The 19,157-nt window shown below is 46.9% G+C and carries 19 protein-coding genes and 1 riboswitch; of the genes, 1 reads left to right on the top strand and 18 read right to left on the bottom strand.

The genetic code is table 11. The features are described 5' to 3' along the window. From GX019_05300 to GX019_05240, 13 genes are all read right to left on the bottom strand, one after another. The coding region (locus tag GX019_05300; protein HHT36577.1) for a secretin at window positions 1–605 on the bottom strand (605 nt) is incomplete at its 3' end. 125 nt (window positions 606–730) lie between these two features. Next, the gene (locus GX019_05295) at window positions 731–1,516 is read right to left on the bottom strand and encodes an ABC transporter substrate-binding protein (protein ID HHT36576.1); all 786 of its coding nucleotides are present in this window, start codon (window positions 1,514–1,516) and stop codon (window positions 731–733) included. A 39-nt stretch (window positions 1,517–1,555) separates the two neighbouring features. Continuing rightward, window positions 1,556–2,212, bottom strand: coding sequence for an ABC transporter permease (locus GX019_05290; protein HHT36575.1), 657 nt, complete (start codon window positions 2,210–2,212; stop codon window positions 1,556–1,558). Continuing rightward, window positions 2,205–3,230 carry a methionine ABC transporter ATP-binding protein gene (locus tag GX019_05285; protein ID HHT36574.1) on the bottom strand — a complete coding sequence of 342 codons (1,026 nt, stop codon included), beginning with the start codon at window positions 3,228–3,230 and terminating at the stop codon, window positions 2,205–2,207. The genes GX019_05290 and GX019_05285 overlap by 8 nt, the downstream gene beginning before the upstream one ends. Before the next feature lie 91 nt (window positions 3,231–3,321). Further along, a riboswitch (SAM riboswitch) is annotated at window positions 3,322–3,427 on the bottom strand. Window positions 3,428–3,527: 100 nt separating this feature from the next. Continuing rightward, window positions 3,528–3,995 carry a hypothetical protein gene (locus GX019_05280; protein HHT36573.1) on the bottom strand — a complete coding sequence of 156 codons (468 nt, stop codon included), beginning with the start codon at window positions 3,993–3,995 and terminating at the stop codon, window positions 3,528–3,530. 62 nt (window positions 3,996–4,057) lie between these two features. Then, complete coding sequence (locus GX019_05275) at window positions 4,058–5,215, bottom strand: diguanylate cyclase (GenBank protein HHT36572.1); 1,158 nt, start codon at window positions 5,213–5,215, stop codon at window positions 4,058–4,060. 189 nt (window positions 5,216–5,404) lie between these two features. Beyond that, the gene (locus tag GX019_05270) at window positions 5,405–6,145 is read right to left on the bottom strand and encodes a GTP pyrophosphokinase family protein (protein HHT36571.1); all 741 of its coding nucleotides are present in this window, start codon (window positions 6,143–6,145) and stop codon (window positions 5,405–5,407) included. Window positions 6,146–6,164: 19 nt separating this feature from the next. After that, window positions 6,165–7,265: an AI-2E family transporter gene (locus GX019_05265; protein HHT36570.1), complete on the bottom strand. Its 1,101-nt coding sequence runs from the start codon at window positions 7,263–7,265 to the stop codon at window positions 6,165–6,167. Window positions 7,266–7,293: 28 nt separating this feature from the next. Next, entirely contained in the window at window positions 7,294–8,112 is an 819-nt protein-coding gene (gene zupT / locus GX019_05260; protein HHT36569.1) for a zinc transporter ZupT, read from the bottom strand. Between the two features lie 75 nt (window positions 8,113–8,187). Continuing rightward, a complete protein-coding gene (locus GX019_05255; protein HHT36568.1) occupies window positions 8,188–9,339 on the bottom strand; it encodes an aldo/keto reductase in 1,152 nt (383 codons plus the stop codon). Window positions 9,340–9,428: 89 nt separating this feature from the next. Then, window positions 9,429–10,064 (bottom strand): cytochrome c biogenesis protein CcdA, encoded by a 636-nt coding sequence (locus GX019_05250; protein ID HHT36567.1) that lies wholly within the window; start codon window positions 10,062–10,064, stop codon window positions 9,429–9,431. Window positions 10,065–10,099: 35 nt separating this feature from the next. After that, window positions 10,100–10,606 carry a TlpA family protein disulfide reductase gene (locus tag GX019_05245; GenBank protein HHT36566.1) on the bottom strand — a complete coding sequence of 169 codons (507 nt, stop codon included), beginning with the start codon at window positions 10,604–10,606 and terminating at the stop codon, window positions 10,100–10,102. Window positions 10,607–10,651: 45 nt separating this feature from the next. Then, window positions 10,652–12,427, bottom strand: coding sequence for a DUF342 domain-containing protein (locus GX019_05240; protein HHT36565.1), 1,776 nt, complete (start codon window positions 12,425–12,427; stop codon window positions 10,652–10,654). 137 nt (window positions 12,428–12,564) lie between these two features. Here GX019_05240 and GX019_05235 point away from each other — a divergent pair, with 137 nt between their 5' ends. Then, window positions 12,565–13,836: an arsenic transporter gene (locus GX019_05235; protein HHT36564.1), complete on the top strand. Its 1,272-nt coding sequence runs from the start codon at window positions 12,565–12,567 to the stop codon at window positions 13,834–13,836. 59 nt (window positions 13,837–13,895) lie between these two features. On the opposite strand, the gene GX019_05230 is transcribed toward GX019_05235, so the two are convergent. The 5 genes from GX019_05230 to GX019_05210 form a co-directional block, all read right to left on the bottom strand. After that, a complete protein-coding gene (locus GX019_05230) occupies window positions 13,896–15,317 on the bottom strand; it encodes a DUF4340 domain-containing protein (protein ID HHT36563.1) in 1,422 nt (473 codons plus the stop codon). Further along, window positions 15,314–16,738 carry a GldG family protein gene (locus GX019_05225; protein ID HHT36562.1) on the bottom strand — a complete coding sequence of 475 codons (1,425 nt, stop codon included), beginning with the start codon at window positions 16,736–16,738 and terminating at the stop codon, window positions 15,314–15,316. Before GX019_05225 ends, GX019_05230 begins: the two co-directional genes overlap by 4 nt. Window positions 16,739–16,762: 24 nt before the next feature. After that, a complete protein-coding gene (locus GX019_05220) occupies window positions 16,763–17,626 on the bottom strand; it encodes an ABC transporter permease (protein HHT36561.1) in 864 nt (287 codons plus the stop codon). Beyond that, window positions 17,607–18,569 carry an ATP-binding cassette domain-containing protein gene (locus tag GX019_05215; protein HHT36560.1) on the bottom strand — a complete coding sequence of 321 codons (963 nt, stop codon included), beginning with the start codon at window positions 18,567–18,569 and terminating at the stop codon, window positions 17,607–17,609. Before GX019_05215 ends, GX019_05220 begins: the two co-directional genes overlap by 20 nt. Before the next feature lie 181 nt (window positions 18,570–18,750). Further along, complete coding sequence (locus GX019_05210) at window positions 18,751–19,014, bottom strand: hypothetical protein (GenBank protein ID HHT36559.1); 264 nt, start codon at window positions 19,012–19,014, stop codon at window positions 18,751–18,753. Window positions 19,015–19,157 lie beyond the last annotated feature (143 nt).

The raw sequence follows: 19,157 nt of genomic DNA, 5'->3' as shown, positions 1-19,157 counted from the left end.
TGTCCAGCCTGCATTGAGTAGCTGAACATTTTCGAGCCAAAATCCTTGAGGAAATCGGTGGAAACCTCGGTAACAATCACTTGGATCTCGATCTGCTGCTGCGGCTGATCTACAGCCTGAATCAGGTCCTTAATGCGCTCAAGCTCCGCCGGGGGCGCGGAGATTGTTACTATCCTGCTGTCATAACCCGCCTGCACATATGGGGATAAGAAAGCGGGCAGAGCAGCGATGATCTGATCACTGGTTGCGTGGCGCAGGCGGACTACCTCCGTATCAACTAACTCGCTGAAAGTAGTGCTGCGGGGATCGGGCAGTCCCACGAAATAAAAATCATCAATTTTTTTAAAAGCAAAACCGCCTCCGATTAAAATCATCCTGAGAGCTTTTTCCAGCGGAACATCCTGCAGATCCGCTGTTACCACTCCGCTTACTGTCGCATCAGGAATAATGTTTATTCCTGTCTGCAGTGAGATCTCACTCAGCGCTTCCCTAAGATCAGTGTCAAACAAAAACAAATTCACCAGAGGCTCCTCTGCAGCAACTGATACTACAGCACTTACCAGTAGAACCAGGGTTAGGCCCAGCAATGCTGCCTGTTTTCTCATGCGGCTTCTCCTCCACTCCAATTTTGTGAATTCCTCTTTGCTAAATATAGCAAAGAGTCCTCAAAAAAAACTAAAAAAGACACCTAATCGAATTAACGATCAGGTGTCTTCCTTCTCTTTAATTTTTAAAATACCGGCACAACACTTCCTCCATAAGTAGAGAGAATAAATTCTCTTACTACATCGCTCTTAAGAGCGTCGGCCACTTTCTTCAGGGTCGGATTATCCACATCTCCCGCTCTAACAGCTAAGATGTTAGCATAAGGAGAGTCAGCTCCTTCTAAGTAAAGCGCATCTTTAGTGGGAACCAGATCAGCCAGCAGCGCATAGTTGCCGTTAATTACCGCCGCTGTAGTGGCATCGAGCGTTCTGGGCAGCTGAGCTGCTTCGATCTCGCGGAAATTAAGTCCCAGCTTGTTCTCAGTGATATCGAAGATGGTTGGGGTAATGCCAGCTTTAGGATCTACTTTAATCAATCCTGCGCTCTGGAGCAGCAGCAGTGCTCGACCGCCATTAGTTGGATCATTAGGAATAGCAATCGTTGCTTTTTGAGGTAGTTCTTCCAGGCTGGAAACCTGCCGGCTGTAAAGCCCCAAGGGCTCGATATGAATTTCAGCAAGAGCCGCTAACTCCAAACCGTGATCTCTGCTGAATCCTTCCAGATAAGGTGTATGCTGGAAGAAGTTTGCATCAATCTCACCATCTGCTAAAGCCAGGTTTGGCAGTACATAGTCGGTAAACTCAATAATCTCCAGAGTGATTCCCTGCTCTGCCAACAGCGGCACAATTTGGAGCAGAATGTCTCCATGGGGTACCGGAGATGCACCAATCCGGACAACTTCCTGCGCATAAACCCCACTGCTTCCCAATACCAACAGCAGCACTAACAGCAAACCTAATTTTCTTGTCATTGTTATTCTCCTTTCTGTCCTGTTTATTTGTATTTTTTCTTACCTTCTTGCAAGTCTCCTAGCCAGCAAATTGCCCAGCGCCTGCAGCACCTGAACCAACACCACTAGGATAATAACGGTGTAGAGAATAATATCAACACGATAGCGCTGATATCCAAATCTAATAGCAATATCCCCCAGCCCACCGCCACCAACTGTCCCAGCCATGGCCGAGTAACCAATCAGATTAACGGCGGTCAAGGTAAAGCCCAGGACAAGTCCGGGCAGGGATTCCGGCAGCAGCACTTTATAAACAATCTGCCAGGGTGAAGCGCCCATTGCCTGCGCCGCTTCCACCACACCTGGATCCACTTCTTTGAGTGTACTTTCCACTACCCGCGCTACAAATGGTATCGCAGCCACCGTCAGCGGGACAATTGTCGCCGTCGTCCCAATATAGGTGCCGAGCAGAAACTTGGTGAGGGGAATGATTGCGACTAAAAGGATAATAAAAGGAATGGAGCGCCCGATGTTGATAATTGTACTCAGGATTCGGTTGATCACCTTATTTTCCAGAATATGGCCATCATCAGTAATCACCAACAGCACCCCCAGCGGCAGGCCGAGAATCTGCGCAGCCACTACTGACACTCCGACCATGTACAAGGTTTCACCAGCAGCCTGCCAGAGCACCCGCAGAATGATCGATTTATCCATTGGTGATCACCTCCATCTCCACATCCAAATTTTTGATATACCCTAATGCGCCTTGGATTTGATCCGGCTCCCCGCTGATTTCCAACAGCAGCATGCCGAAGGGAATATCTTTGATTTGATCGATTTTTCCAAAGAGAATGTTAGCCTCAACTTCATACTGGCGTAAAAGCGCTGAGATCACCGGCTCGTGAGTCAAGCTCCCAATGAAATTCAGCTTGACTAGAACGCGGCGATTATCGGCGTGGGTTTTGATCCGCTCAAGCAGCTCTTCCGGTATCTGCGCATCGATGCTGCCCTGAATCAGCCGCTTGGTGGAACTGCTCTTCGGTCTGGTAAAGACATCCACTACCGGTCCGGTTTCCACTATTTTACCCTGATCAATTACGGCCACATAGTCGCAAATGGCTTGAATAACCGCCATTTCATGGGTAATCAGCACAATTGTTAAACCCATCTCTTCATTAATCTTCTTTAACAGCTGCAGCACCGACAGAGTTGTCTCCGGATCCAGGGCTGAGGTTGCCTCATCGCTGAGGAGCACATTAGGCGCGTTCGCCAAGGCTCTGGCAATCCCCACCCGCTGCTTTTGTCCGCCGCTTAACTGGTGGGGGTAAGCATCACCTTTATCTGCTAACCCTACTAAATCAAGCAGCTCATGCACCCGTGTTTTGATTTCTGCTTTGTTAAGGCCTGCCAATTCCAAGGGAAAAGCAATATTCCCTGCCGCAGTCCGGGATGATAATAGATTAAAATGCTGAAAAATCATGCCGATCTTTTTCCGCTTCTCCCGCAGCTCCCCAGGAAGCAGCTGATTTACATTTACTCCATCAACTATTACCTGACCGCTGTCGGGAGTTTCCAGTCCATTGATACAGCGGATCAACGTCGATTTCCCTGCACCGCTCAACCCAATGATTCCGTAAACAACCCCTTTGGGAACTTTAAGACTCACATTATCCAAAGCGACTACATCAGTTTCTCCCCGAAACACCTTTGAAACGCCTCTTAACTCAATCAATCTCCCACCCCCATCAGCTCAACCGCTCCAACAAAAAAACCTCTTCGATAAGAAGAGGTTAACTGCACAACACAGATATGCAAATATCCTCCCCTTATCTTTCTGGATATTGTTCCAGCAGGAATTAGCACCTTGCAGCAGCTGCTGCCGGTTGCCGGGTTTCATTGGGCCAGTCCCTCCACCTCTCTGGATAAGAGCAGTAAAATCTATTGATTTTTGTAGTTAGATATTAGTATACGCGTTGACCAATCTTCTGTCAAGAGATAAATTTACACTTTTCGATAAAAAAGAGCCCCTCTAGGAGGCTCCAATCGTAATTTGCAGCTCAATAGTGTGAATTCCGTAATCCGGCTGTCTAAACGCTGATGGTTCTATTTTAAAATCAAAACTGAACTCATAGCAGCCCAGATCTCCGCTGAGAACTGCGTGACTGATGTTTTTCCAATCACCGCGGGGATCACCGCTCTGCTTAACAGCTATGAGAAAACCTAAGTTGTTCATTGGTTCTAATATCGCTGTCCAGGGGCTGTTGCTGCAGATTCTAATCCTACCCCGCTCCTGTAAAATCAGGGGTTGATCCTTCTCTGCCCCCTCCCAGGGATAGCTGAAATCCAGTTGAATTGGCTCTAAGATGGTAAGCTCCTGAACCACAGGAATCGTAATCCTCACTTCAAATGATGCTTCGTCAAGCACAAGTGCCTGGGCACCACCGCTTAAAAACAGCAGTAAACCGAGAATAAAAGCGACACCAATATTTAGCTTCATTTTTTCTCCTCCCTCTCGAAAAGTACGGGAAGCCAGTCTCAATTGTCGCTTTTATTCTACTATTAATACATTTTGTTGGCAAGGGCTTTGGCTCTTATTTCCAGTGGCTGCGCAGCCTGCGGTTCTCCGGGATCAAGAACCCGAAAACTGAGGGTAGATGCGGGAATATATGCCTCTAACATCTTTTTGAGTCTGGCTGCCACCACTTCCGCACCGCGATGGTCAGTCGTTGGAAGGAGAATGATAATCTGGCGGTCAGACCATCGGCAGGCCAGATCACCCCCACGGAGAGTTTTTTGGAGCAGCTCTAAAGCCCGTTCCAACAGGCTTTTCCCTTCTCTGGGCAGAGTAACCATAATTAATGTATAGGGCTGACCTTCCTGTTCAGATCGGATTTGTCCCAGTTTCAAAATCGTACTCAATGAATTTGAGTCCCGCGGCAGAGTTTGAGAGCGTTCACCTTCACTAAGCCCCATCACCAATTGTCTAGTCTCAGAACTGGGACTGATTGCTAAATCTTCCTGCATTGCTTTTTCGCAAGCTTTATACTGGATCACCGCATCGGCGTGATGGCCAACTGCAATCAAACAGCGGATAATCAAACAATGGAGTTTTTCCCGCGATTGGTCAAATTCCAGAGCCTGCCTGCAGACTTTGACTGCACTCTGGTAATCTTTGCGGCAGGACACCAGCAGCTCCGCCGTGCGGACCGCCAGATCCAAATACATCTCGCGCAGATTTTCTCGAGTAATCGTAGTCCACTCTTCATAAAGATCTTCCTCCAGAAAATCACCCCGATACAGCTGATACGCCTCCAGGCAGAGCTGCAGCGACGCCTCAGGATTTCTCTCTTCCAGCTCGATGCTCTGGCGGACTTTATTTTTAAAATCCGCTAAATCAACATAGTACCCTTGCTCCGGAGCAAACCAGTACAATCCGTTAGCGTGATTAATTCCCTTGTATTCGCCGCTCCGCCAGCCTCCCGGAAAAAGGCTCCGCCTTAAATTATACAAAGTGGTGTGGAAATTATGGGTAGCGCAGGTAATGTCACTGTCAGCCCACAACAGATCAATAATGCTGTCGCGGGGTACTTTTTTACCAGGACAGTGAGCCAAATACTTAAACAGAGTCAGGGCTTTGCGGGATTTCCAGTTCTTGACCGGAATCGGCTGACCATTTACTTCCAGCTGAAAAGAACCAAGCATCTTCACAGTAATCATGCAACCAACCCCTGCAATGAGCTGATGATCACTGTTATTATTTATAACATGCTGCCCCATTTTCCTGCAGATATTTTCCTATCTTTATGAATATTCACTACATTATTCGAGTAAAACCGTTAAAAAAGGACTTGTCCCAAAGATGACAAGTCCGCAAAGTACAATCCAGCATAAAATCCTAGATAAGTCCTATTTCCGATTTCCGTTTGCTTCCAGCAGCATATGCAAAAAGTCCGCAGGCAGATTAAACTTCTGATTGTTCAGCCAGAGCTCCTGAAGTTCAAAATCTGTGTGGTGGTTATTGGCTTTAAAATTGTCCACTTCCCGGCGGATCCGCTCCATTTTGCTGTCCAGTTGGGCAACAGCATCGGCTGCGTTCCGCAGCTCATCCACGAGCGGTTGTGGGATTTCATAGTTATACTTGTAGTTTAATTTGTGCTCTAAGCTGGCCCAGAAATCCATAGCAATCGTGCGAATCTGGATTTCAGCCCATACATTCTCGGTTCCTTCTGACGTAAACACGGGTACCTTCACAATCAGATGCAGGCTGCGGTATCCGTTTGGTTTTGGATTCGTAATATAATCTCTGCATTCTTCTACATGGAGTCCCGCCTGCTTCTGGAGCATTTCACTGATCCGATAGATGTCCGAGACAAAGGAACAGACGATCCGCACCCCGGCGATATCGCGGATATTTTCCTTTATTGACGGCAGTGTCAGCTCTACTTTTTTGCGCATCGCTTTTTGGAGAATGCTCTCCGGGCTTTTAACCCGACTGGTTACATGCTCGATCGGATTATAGTCGTGAATGAAATGAAACTCCTGTTTAAGAATTTCAATCTTAGTCGTCAGCTCATCTACAGCAAATTTATACATCATCATAAACCGCACAATTTCCTGTTTCAACCGCTCTAACTCTTGCAGGTGCATTTTGGTTGCAGCTCCTTCCTCATCGACCGGCCAGTTTACGCTCCTGGATCAGCCGTTTGGTAAAGCTGTAAGTGTGGGTAGCAATCACTTTGACAATGGCGTACGCTGGAACACCGAGAATTACGGCGCCAATACCTCCCAAACTCCCGGCTGTCAGCAGCACCACGATAATAGTGACCGGGTGAATGCTCAGCTTTCTGCCTAACACCAAGGGAGCAATTAAGTGATTTTCCAAGTAATTAGCTATTACCATAATCACAACAACTTCTAAAGCTTTCAGCGGTGACATAAACAGCGCCACAATCACACCCGGAATGGTTCCCAGCACCGGACCAAAATACGGAATAATATTGGTGATCACAGCTATCGCCGCCAAGAGCAGGGCGTAATCAAGACCGATGATCAAATAGCCAATATATACTACGCCTCCGATGAACAGACTGATAATCACCATCCCCTGAATATATGAGCGGATGGTGTGATTCATCTCTGACAGCACTGTCTTCGCTTCCCCTTGATATTGTTCCGGAAAGAAACTGACGATCTTGGGGGTCAAACTGGAACCTTCTTTTAGCATATAGAATAAAAGCAGAGGAATTGTTAAACTGACAATCACAAAGTTCGCTACAGATCCGATGAAGGTCCAGATATTCTGGGAGATGGTCGCAATCAGACCATCCACCAGTTTTACATAATCGATAGTACTCAAATTCTGGAAAAACTCAAATTCCTCGAACTCCGCGAAGAAGGTGGACTCCTGAAACTCCTGCAGGCGGCGGTTAAACTCTGTCAAAAACCGCGGCAGATTAGTAATCAACCCGGTCAGCTGCCGCTGGAGAATCGGCGACAGGTAGAGAATCGCGAATAAAATCAGGAGAATGAACACAACGAAAATCATTAGAATCGCAATTGTGCGGGGAATCTTAAACTGCTCCAGCCAATCCACGACAGATATCGTTAGATAGTAAAGGACACCTGCTACTAGGAAGGGAAAGAAAATTGTTTTGATCAGAACTTCAATAGGATGGAAAATATAACCGATATACTGCAGGACCCAGATGATCAGGAAAATCATCAATATCCACAGCGTGATTTGGAAAGCCTTCGACTTATACAGCATCTAATTCTCCCCCTTCTCATGGTAGTGCTTAAATAATTCCAAGACTAACTGCCATAACCGCCATTCCTGCAATCAGACCGTAAATTGCAGTGTGATGGAAACCATACTTTTCAGCCGTCGGCAGGAGTTCATCAAGGGAAATATAGACCATAATGCCGGCAACCATCGCAAAAACGATGCCAAACATCACATCATTGATAAATCTCATCAGCACAAAATAACCTACAATCGCGCCCAACGGCTCTGATAATCCTGATAAAAAGGAGTAAAGGAACGCCCGCTTCTTACTGCCGGTAGCGTAGTAAATCGGGACTGAAACAGCAATTCCCTCGGGAATATTATGAATTGCAATCGCAATCGCGATGCTCACACCTAAAGCCGGATCTTGAATCGCACTGATAAAAGTCGCAATTCCCTCAGGAAAGTTATGGATAGCAATGGCCAGGGCCGAAAACAAACCCATCCGCAAGAGCTGCTGTTCCTCTGCCTCAACTGCGGCGTCCTCAGTCATTTCGGTCACATCGCGAATTTCATGAGGGTTTTCGCCGCTTGGCACAAACCGGTCAATCAGCGCGATCACTAAAATGCCGCCGAAAAAAGCAAGCAGTGTTGCCCAATAGCCTTTACTATCACCATATACGGCGCTGAGAGAATCATTAGCTTTGGCAAAAATCTCCACGAAAGATACATAAATCATTACACCGGCAGAAAACCCGAGCGCGCCTGATAAGAACTTTTTATCTGTTTGTTTCGTGTAAAAAGCAAGTGCGCTGCCGATACCGGTTGACAATCCAGCAAGAAGCGTGACCGCAAATGCAAAGAGAATATTCCCAGCTGTAATCTCCATGTTACTCTCCCCCTCTCCCTTACCCAGCATACTGAATGAGTAAAAACAGGTAACTAATTAGTTACCTGTGCAGCATTAAGCTAAGGCAGCGTGAGCTTCCTTGAGATATTCAATAATCGTTAAGTTCTGCGGGCAAAGTGATTCGCAGTTCTCACATTCAATGCACTGCCCAGCATCGGTTCCATCCTGAATTAAGCGGCTGTACTGCCTTCTGCCATCTTCAAACATATTGTATACACTAGCATGATTATAAATGCTGAAGATCCGCGGAATGTTAACGCCCTGGGGACACGGCAGGCAGTAGCGGCAGTCGGTGCATTTAACCTTAATGCGGTTATTGTAGATCTGCTTCACCTGGTCAACCAATGCCATTTCTTCATCACTTAAAGAGTTCGGTAAAGCATCGTTTAAAGTCCTGATATTCTCCTGTACCTCACTCATTGTACCCATACCGCTTAAAATGACTTTAACTTCAGGGAAATTGCCTAACCAGCGGAATGCCCATTCGGCCGGAGTCCGCTTCTCTGGAGCCTGGTCCCAAACTGCTTGAATCTCTTCGGGAACATTTCTAACCAGTCTGCCGCCCCGCAGCGGTTCCATAATCACAACTGCCAAGCCCTTTTCAGCAGCATAGCGCAGTCCTTCTACACCTGCCTGATACTCTTCATCCATGTAGTTCAGCTGGATTTGGCAGAAATCCCAGTCATAGGCATCAACAATTTCCTTAAACACATCCAGTTCATCGTGGAAAGAGAAACCGGCATATTTAATCCGACCATCAGCCTTAGCCTGATCTAAGAATGATAATATATCATACTTTAGAACTCTGTCCTTCCAACTGCCCTTATTAAGAGCGTGGAGGAGATACATATCAATTTGGTCTGTCTGCAGCTTCTCCAGCTGCTCATTAAGGAGGCGGTCCCGGTCTGCTTCCGATTCCACCAGCCATACCGGCAGTTTAGTCGCTACATATACTTTTTCGCGATAGCCATCTGCTAAGGCTTTACCGACTAAAACTTCACTCTTGCCGCCGTGGTAGTTGTAGGCGGTATCAATATAGTTAACACCGTTATCAATAGCGTAGCGGATCATCTCCACCGATTTCTCAAGATCAATATTGCCTACCTCGCTGCCAGGATCCGGGTCAGCAACTGTCGGCAGTCTCATACAGCCAAATCCTAACAGTGAAACATCGATATCAATTTTGCCAAATCTTCTGCGCTGCAAATTACCACATCCTTTAAATCTGATTATCCTTATCCAAAGGATATACTACGCCGAAACTCCATTTAAATCCTGCTGCAGCGCTGAAACTCCTAGAATATGAGCATCCACAACCCAACGGCGATCAAAAGCCCGCCGGAAATACTTTGAATGATGCGGTAGTGGTTTTTGATCCAATCGACCGCTCCCTTAAGATGATCCCAAAGCAGAGCAGTCAGGATAAAGGGAATCGCCAGACCGAGAGAAAAAACTAACAGCAGCCCCATCCCCTGATACATTGTCGCTAAATTGGCCGCAAACAAAAGCGCAGTCCCTAAAAATGCAGTTAAGCAGGGCGTCCAGCTGAAGGCGAAGGCAGCTCCAAACAGAATACTTGCACCAAAATTTACCGGACGCGCTGATCGGGAAAAACCGCGGGATCGGTTCAAAAACGACACACCAAAAAGCCCCAAGTAATTGAGGCCGAATAAAACCACCACAGCACCTGCCGCTTTCTGCAGCCAAAACCGGTAGGCACTTAAAATTCCGCCCAATCCGGATGCGGTGGCACCCAAGATAACAAACACAATGGTAAAGCCGAGCACAAAGCCCAGCGTACTTCTCAGCAGCTTGAACTTACCCGGCTCGGATTCATTCCCAGTTAGATACAGCAGATATACTGGAAGCAGCGGCAGAATGCAGGGGGACACAAATGCCATCAGACCTTCGACAAAAGTCAAACCCACCATGGACAGCGTGATCTCAGGCAGCATTTGGCCCAGCATTATTCAACCGCTCCTATCATTTGCAGCACTGTTTCAAAATCGACAGGTCCCAGAACCGCCGAAACGAGCCTGCCTTCCCGATCGATCACAACTGTCGCTGGCAGTCCAGGTACCCCGAAGATATAATTACCCACAATGGAATAGTCATCATACAAATTGACCAGATCATAACCTTGTTCTGTTAAGTATTGATCGCCGCTCTCTCTGGTTTCCCGTGTCCCGTCGATTTGGTTGACCAACAGCAGATGGGCGGCTTTAGTTCCTTGGAGATAATCGTGGAGTTTCTGCAGCTCATCCATCTCCATGCGGCAGTATGGACACCAGGTAGCCCAGAAATTCAGGACCACGATTTCACCAGCATAATCCGACAGGGATACAACCTCACCCTGATTGGATTCCAAGGAAAAATCAGGCACTACCGACCGTTCCTGAGCCAAGACCCCTGCTCCAATTAGAAGCAGCCCAATACAGACAGCCAAAAGCAAGATTCTGGTTTTTTTCAGCAAGATGCTCCCTCCACTGTTTAAAATTTACATAGCAAGTAATTATGTTTACGCATACTTATCAGTATTATTTGATTTAAAGCGCATATTTCCTGCTATAATTTCGTCTCCATCTAAGTAAAAAACAGTGTGGTACATCTGGTGCGGAACCAGGTAAGCATTAAATCCGATCCGCAGATTGACATTGGGATAGACTGTGTAAGCGTTCACTGTACCGCTTGAACCTACCTTTATATTCGTAGCTGATCCTGTTTCGCAGCCCAACACCTTGGCACTGACCTGCTTACCAGCGCTTAGAAATCCGCCGCGCACTTCGCCATTAAGCCTAATGGAATCACCGGCTCTTAGAGTAGAATTGTAAGCCAGCTCACCCGTAACTTCGATGCTGCCGGTGGCACTGATTTCGCTGTTTTGGCAGTAGTCAACCCGCACATCTGCGCGGTTATCAATCTCTGCTTTGATTTCTTCCTGCAGATATGCCAGCTCATCGCGGAGTTCCTCAATTTGGCGGTAGGACTTCAAGTCCAAATCCAGTCCCAAAAGATTGAGCGCATCGGAAGTTCCTACATCAGCAAGACTTAGACGAATTCGATAAAACTCTTTTAGATCCCTAGCTAAAGGACTAAATTTCAAGTCCAGCAGCAGCTTAATCAGATACTCCTCACCATACACAGCAGTACTGGTACTTTGGTAATAGGTTTCCAGCTGCTGGCAGCCCTTCACCAAATTGGGCAGCTGGGGCAGAATGCGATTTACCAGTGCACTCATTTTCAGATAGCTGGTGCGATCTCCGCCAGCCCGAATTCTTGTGCCAATCACTTTTTTGTGGATAACTACATCAGATCCGGCGGTTATCTCGGCATGATAAACATTTCCTTTTATTTCCACTCTACCGCCAGCGGAAATCTTGAGGCCATCACTTACATCACCAAACACCATCACATCACCGTTAAAGTCAATGTGACCAGTGTTAATATTCACATCGCCTTCAACTACAACCATGGGTATTACAACTAAGCGGGAATTATGACCGACTAAGTGGGGCCGGCCGTCAATAGTGGCGACAGCAATCCGTCCATCATCAATGAGCTGAACTCCTTCACCGACATTAAACACTTTGTTTTTCGGCTCGGGCGGCTTTATTTCTTCGTTAAAGATAGTTCTGCCGGGCTTGCCTAGTCTTGGTGGAGTCCAGCGTGCCAGAACTGTGCCCGCCTCAACTGAATTGATTGCGCCTTTGTAGTAAAAATCTACTGAATTGTTCTCATCGGTTGCGGGAGGAATCCGCTCTTTAAAACTAAATGTGTATTCAACTTTGCCATCCACCGGCGGCACAGCGGCTTGACCTTTGGCAATCACAACTTCCTTATCCTCGCCGCACCTACACGCCTCAACTACATTTTCCTGAATAATCGTAACTTTTATTCCGAGCTGCTTGATCTTCTGATAAACCAGTTCCGGCTGCAGTGGGGCTGGTTGAATCGTCCCGAACTTCTCTCCCCTCACAACCAAGCGCTGACTGGGAGGGCTGTCTTTTAACTTGTAAACACTGCCCGACTGAAAACTAGTAATCAGCACCGCTTCCGACTTATCCGGTGAGATTTTGATTTCAAAATTACTGACAGGATTCTCATTCGTTGGAATGATTTGAAGCAGGCTCTCGTCAAAAACTACTGTTGGTTCCTTGACCAACTGATTGTCGTAATAAACAATCACATTCCGTCCCGGTGAGACCACCGGCCACTTTCCGTTTCCTTTCGGCTTCGTTACCTGAACTACGCCATTTTTCACCGCAATAGTGCCGTCTAGATCGAAATCAAGCAATGTTTTCCAATTCGCCTGACTATTTACCCTTTAATTGAATCAATTTACTTTGTTCAAATCAGCGTTGTTTCCACTCCTGTCCTGTGATATAGTTAAAGAGTATGGCACATAAACTTTAATCGCAGAGGAGATCAGAAATGTCGAAAGTTGTTGCAATTATCTTGTTTGCGCTCACCTACATTTGTTTGCTGGGCCTCCCCAAATACCGGGCCTATGTGGCACTGGTTTCAGCTGCCCTGTTCGTAGCCCTCGGCTTTGTGCCGATTGGAGAAGTCTTCGCTACAGTGGACTGGAACGTAATCATGATGATTGCCGGTACAATGGGAACAGTGGCTTTATTTATTGAGTCTAAAATGCCAGCGCGGCTGGCTGATATGCTGATTGAACGAACACCCAATGTCAAGTGGGCAGTAATTGTCCTATCTTTATTTGCAAGCCTAATTTCCGCTTTTGTAGACAATGTAGCCACAGTGCTGATGGTGGCACCGGTAGCTCTTACGATTGCCGGCAAACTGGGTATATCACCGGTTAACAGCATCATCGCCATCTCGATCGCCTCTAATCTGCAGGGCGCAGCTACTCTTGTAGGCGATACTACCTCCATCCTGCTGGGGGGACATGCCGACATGAATTTTCTGGATTTCTTTTTCTTCCAGGGCAAGCCCGGCCTGTTCTGGATTGTGCAGGTTGGCATGATTGTATCTACGCTGGTACTGTTATGGGTACTCAGAAAAGACACAAAACCGATAGTACCAGTGGGAAGAACCAAAGTAACCAATTTCTTCCCTACTTATCTGCTGGTGGGCACTGTTGTACTGCTAATTATTGCATCTTTTATCCCTAATACTCCAAAGACAATTAACGGCATTATCTGCATCAGCCTGTTTGTAGTTGGACTGATTGAAAATCTAGTGCGGACAAAATCAACGGATATGCTGACTACAGCTCTAGCTGAAATCGACTATTTTACACTGCTGCTGTTGGCAGGACTGTTTGTAGTTATCGGCGGAATCACCAACGCTGGAGTTGTCACTGATATCAGTACACTGTTTGTAAAGCTGAGCGGCGATAATCTCTTCCTGATTTTCACCCTGATCGTTTGGGCATCAGTGCTGTTCTCAGCATTTATCGATAACATTCCCTATGTAGCAACCATGCTGCCTGTTACCGGCCAAATCGCTGCGATAATGGGTATCGAACCTTATATTCTCTACTTTGGTCTGTTAGTGGGTGCCACTTTAGGCGGCAACCTGACTCCGATTGGAGCTTCAGCAAATATTACTGGACTCGGGATCCTAAGAAGAGAAGGATATGAAGTATCAGCCGGTCACTTTATGAAAATCTCAGTGCCCTTTACTCTGGCAGCAGTAGTAACTGGATACATTCTAGTGTGGGTGCTGTGGAGCTAAATCTCTTATGCAAAAAACGCTAGATCGCATATGATCTAGCGTTTTTTATTAGTCTTAAACTACTTTGCTGCATCAGCCTTAGCTGCCTCAAAAGCTGCGATCAGCTCGCTTTTCGCCTTATCTACCTTTTCTTTCGCAACGACAAATTCCACCACGCCTTCGATCCGCGCTGCGTATAAAACCCGGCTGTAAGGCAGCAGCTCCACTGTAACAGGGGCAAGGTCTTCCCCGTTGTGGTGGTAAACTATCTTAAAGACCGGTTCACCCTCAACGCTGTGATCGAGGCGGGCATCGACTGTCAGGCCGATTACCGTGCCGTACAGTCTGCGGAAAGATCGTTCCTCTGCTTCTAAACCATTGATAAAGAATGTCTCTTTTTTCTCAGTCTTCGTTTCTCCATCTTCCTCAACAATAACTTCTTCCCGCTCCATGGTAAGCTCATAGCGCTGATCATCCCATGTAATATCCACTTGATTTACATCATCAATGCTGGCCATGTACAAGAATTTAATCAGCCAGTCAAAAGGATCGGCATTGCGGATGCGGATGAGGTTTTTGTAAATCGAAAATACCTCAGTGCCACCCGCCAGCATGGCGTAAACCTCGCTGTCACTGCGGTCTGCACCAATTAATAAATGCACTTTATGCTCGCTGTCCTCGACTAACAGCTCGCCCTTTGGCTGATCTAATCCGTACTCGCTCAAATCCTTCGGATCAAGTTCAATGAAATCTTTCACCCTCAACGTCAGCAGTGGACTGCCGTCTAAAGTAAAGTCCGGGTAGTTATCTAAACTGGCAATGCGTTTGGGAGTTTTAAAAGGACTTACAAACCGAAGGCGGTCGATTCCCTGGAGACTAGCTGCCGGGTTTTCAACCGCTTTTATCTCAAGCGGCTCTTTCCCTTCACTGCGAATCAGCAAGTGCTTGAGCGTCATAAGATTGATGCTGCCGAGTTCCCGGCTCCGGAAATTCTCCAAAGTTGATTGAAACGCGGTGCCGTACATACCGTTTACAGCATAGACAGCCTTGTCGCCTTCCCGCATCAGATAGTATAAATACTCGGTTGGATGGCGGTTGCCTAAGTAAACGGTATGCTCAGTGCCATCTTCCAGCTCAGCCCGAACGGTGGTATTAGGTGCATCAAGTCCATAGCGGCTTAAGTCTTTCGGATCCTCTTCGAGCAGAAAAGCGGCTTCTAGCGATGCAAACCGCCTCACTACTGTGTTAACCTGGGCCAGTTCCGTAAGTTCCGGATCTAAGCTCGCCACCTGCCAACCATCATCACTCTGTTCCAGCACAATTTCCTGCTTGCCCTGCAAGGTCAAGCGGCGAATCTCCCTTTCTTCAAATTCCCAAAAGTCCAGATCCCGAACCGGTTCCGATCCGGAACCGGCGTTTTCGGGTCGATTGATATACCAGTACACGCCGATCAACAGCAGCAAGCAGAGAGAAAGCGCTATCCACTGATACCTCTTCCTCATAGATGCCGCCTCCTTGTCCAGATAATGAATCCGGTCAGGAACACCAAAACTGGCAGGACAATTACAAATACGCCTGATAGAATCAGCTGCTGCATATAGGTCATGGACAACTGACTGGTTGTAATTGGCTTCGGCCTAATGGTAATCTGCTCCTGCGCATCGTTGAGCCAGTTAATGCTGTTAATAATCAGCTCGCTGTTGGCCCCCCGGCTGAGCTGATCGAACTGGTCAACGAGCAGCCCGGAGGTGGACATGACCACCAGTTTTGCCGGCGTGGGACCCCAGCCATCATCTGCGCCATCGGTTACTGCCACCGCCACGTTGAAAGGACCGACTGCATCGCCTTCAGCCCAGTTAAGTGTCTGTTCCTCAAAGTTATCTTTTGCCCACGAGTTAGCAGTAGTAGTTAACAGCGGCTCGATTTTGAGTTGGGAGCGGCGCGCCTGGAGAACTGTAATTGGCTGGGTCAAAGGCATCACCACTAAACTTTTGGCACTTATCATGGGCTCTGTGAGCAGATGGCTTTGGAAGTGCGGCACAATATAAAATGGATTAGCCAGTCTGGAGTTGGCATCCCCCTCAATAATCAAGCCTTTTTCCAACCTTAAGCCATAGCTTTCCAGCAGTCCATCTAGGTTGGGACGCTCATGAGCGGAATAATCTAAGAGCATTACCATGCGTCCACCCTGCTCCAAATAAGCCCGGAGTTTTTCATCTTCTTCAGCGGTGAAGTCTTTTTCCGGAGACACCAAGAGCAGTACAGCCGCATCCTCTGGAACCGCCTCCACAGTGAGCAGGTCTAAATCTTCGATCTGGAAGTTCTCCCGTTTCGCTAAATCCAGGAAGCTGGCCGACAAATCGAGTTCGCCGTGGCCGATCAGCCGGTAAACCACAGGAACTCGCTCAGCGGTAACATACATAATCGCGCTGGTAATCTGCTGCTCAATTGCCAGCGACTCGGGCACCATCTGGTAGTAGTAGTTATAGGTAAAGTTGATGAAATCCTGAGGCTGAATCACTTTATAGCGATCGCCGCTGACTACAACTACGCTGCCTATATCAGGAGTAACTTCCCCTTTGTAATTCTCAACAAATTGGGGATTTAAAAGCGGATCCATAAACTCGAAGTTTACCTGGTTAGAACGCCGTTCATACCGGTCAATGATTTCAGCAACCGCAATATTTTCATTTCCGGTCCGATACAAAGCATAAATATTAACTTTCTGATCGAGATTGTCTAAAATCCGCAGGGTTTGCTCCGACAGAGAATACAGTTTATTCTCGGTTAAATCCACCCTCAAGTCATAAGAGCGGACAATTAAGTTGATGACTACAATAATAGCGATCACAAGCACCGTCAAAAGAGCGGAGCTGCCGCCATAGCGAAATTTGCGATCTTTAAAAAGAGCTTTAAAATCCATTTGCATTACCTCCCTACCAGTTTTCTAGCTCCAGCGCCGCTTTTCTAAGGTTCGGACTGTGAAAAACAGGACTACAACGACAAAACTGACATAATAAACAACCGAGCTTAAAGTCAGCAGTCCCATTTGGAAATTGGTGAAGTGGTGAAACACGGAAAACCATCCGAACAGATGAAACACAAAACCTTGGAAAAACTCCGGCCGCAGCCAGAACACCAGTCCCACTGCTGCTAAACCGATCACCGCTAGAGCCGCTCCGGTAAAGAGACTGCGGGTGAGCCAATACACCCAAAAGGCGACCACCAGCACTAAAAAAGCTGCAAACACAGCGTTAGGGTTAATCTCTACTGGGAAAATGGAGCGAAATGAATCAATGAACAGGACAGCTAACAGCGCCCCAAATGTCCCGATTGCCGCATTTACCAGATTATCTGTCAGGGAAGAAACCAGAATTCCAATTGCAATAGAGACACAGCCCAGGAGGAAAAACCCGATTGTGCCGCCGACAATCTCCCACACCGCGATTTCACCAAAGAAACTTAAAGAAAACGGATACAGGCTGGTAAGCAGAAGGGTAATGGCGAACACGGTTACCGCTGCAAAATATTTGCCCAGCACTACATCCGCAAACGAAATGGGAGCCGTAAACAGAAGATGATCTGTTTTACGAGCCGCCTCATCCGACATAGCCCGCATCGTCAGAATCGGAACTACCAATATAAAGATGAACAAAATATTGCCTAAAGTACCATTATAGTCCGGGTTCGCGTTGAATACGTTTCCGGTAACAAAGAAGATGCTGGTGATCAGCAGAAAAACACTCATAAACACATAACCGGAGAGTGTGCGAAAATATGCGGATAAATCTTTAAGATAAACTGCTAGCATTCCTGATCCCCTCCTGTGAATCTTGAGTAACTTGAATAAATATCTCTTCTAGAGTCAGATCATTCGGCTTCATAGACAGGATCGGCAGCTCAGCCCTGCTGAAAGCAAAGAAAATATCAGTGCGGATGTCCCGATCCGATTTGATGATCAGATCAACTGTCTCTGGTTCCCTTTCTCCGGCAACCTCCACATCAGCAATACCGGAAATGCCGGACAGAATGTCCACCGCGGGTTGGGCTTGTCCGGGTACGCGGATTACTAAATCCTTGCCGCCGCCTAGACGCGCCGAGAGATTTTCGGGAGTATCACTGGCGACAATTCTCCCCTTGTTAATAATTACAATCCGCTCGCAGACCGCGCTCACTTCCGGGAGAATATGGGAGCTGAGTATTATGGTGTGGTCCCTGCCCAAATCTTTAATCAGCTTGCGGATATCAATAATCTGCTTTGGATCTAATCCAACCGTCGGCTCATCAAGAATCAGAACTTCCGGATTGCCAATCATAGCTGCGCCTAAGCCAACGCGCTGCTTATACCCTTTCGATAAATTCCGAATTAAGCGCTTGCGCACATCGGTGAGACCTACCTTTTCCATCACTTCTTCAATATTGCTTTTCCGCTCGCTCCGCGGCACAAACTTAATCCGGCTCACAAAATTGTAGTACTCACCAACCGTCATATCTCCATACAAAGGTGGAACTTCTGGCAGATAACCGATTTTACGCCGAACTTCAGCGGCGTTGTCCAGTACATCAAGCCCATCCACGGTTACCGTACCTTCAGTCATGGAGATGTAGCCGGCGATGATGTTCATGGTTGTGCTCTTTCCCGCGCCGTTAGGACCGAGAAAACCAAGAATTTCACCTTTGTTAACTTTGAAACTGACGCCATCGACAGCCAAGTGCTGTCCGTATCGTTTGGTGACATCAATCACCTCAATCATAACAAACTCCCCTTTCTGCTTTTAACTTTATTGTAACAACCACAATTAACATTTGCAATATTACAGGTTTTAAACCAGCTTGCTATTAAATATATCCGCCAAAAAGTTATTAAACTGACCGTTATAATACTATTCCGCTAGTCCCAGCACTAGCGTTAGACATAAAAAAAGAAAGCTAAGATTAAGCTCTTAGCTTCAAGATTTCAAGTTCATCCGGACCTGCGTAGATAATTTCACGAGCTTTAGGGTCTGCCTGCTCTACTTTGACCATGATCGGAAAACTGCGTTCAAAATCGAATCCGACTACCCTTCCCTGCTTATAGAATAGCTTGTGACGGACGTAATCGCCAAGCTGCACTTCAAAATCGCCGCAATCTTCACAGACCCCATTGACGAAATTGTGCCCTTGAGCTGAACATTGAAACTCCGTTTTGTTTGCTGCCATTCCAAAAATCCTCCTCTTCTCTTCTCGCCTCATACTCAAAAAAAGTATAGAAAAAAGACGAACCCGGTTGCCCGGGAAGCGTCTAACATCTATACCTTATTATACTACCTTTGTTAATTTTTGTCAAACGTTCCGTTAAGTTT

The sequence above is a fragment of the Bacillota bacterium genome (assembly GCA_012837335.1).
Taxonomy (GTDB): Bacteria; Bacillota; Limnochordia; order Darwinibacteriales; family DTU012; genus DTU012.
This window is presented reverse-complemented; position numbering and strand designations above follow the sequence as displayed.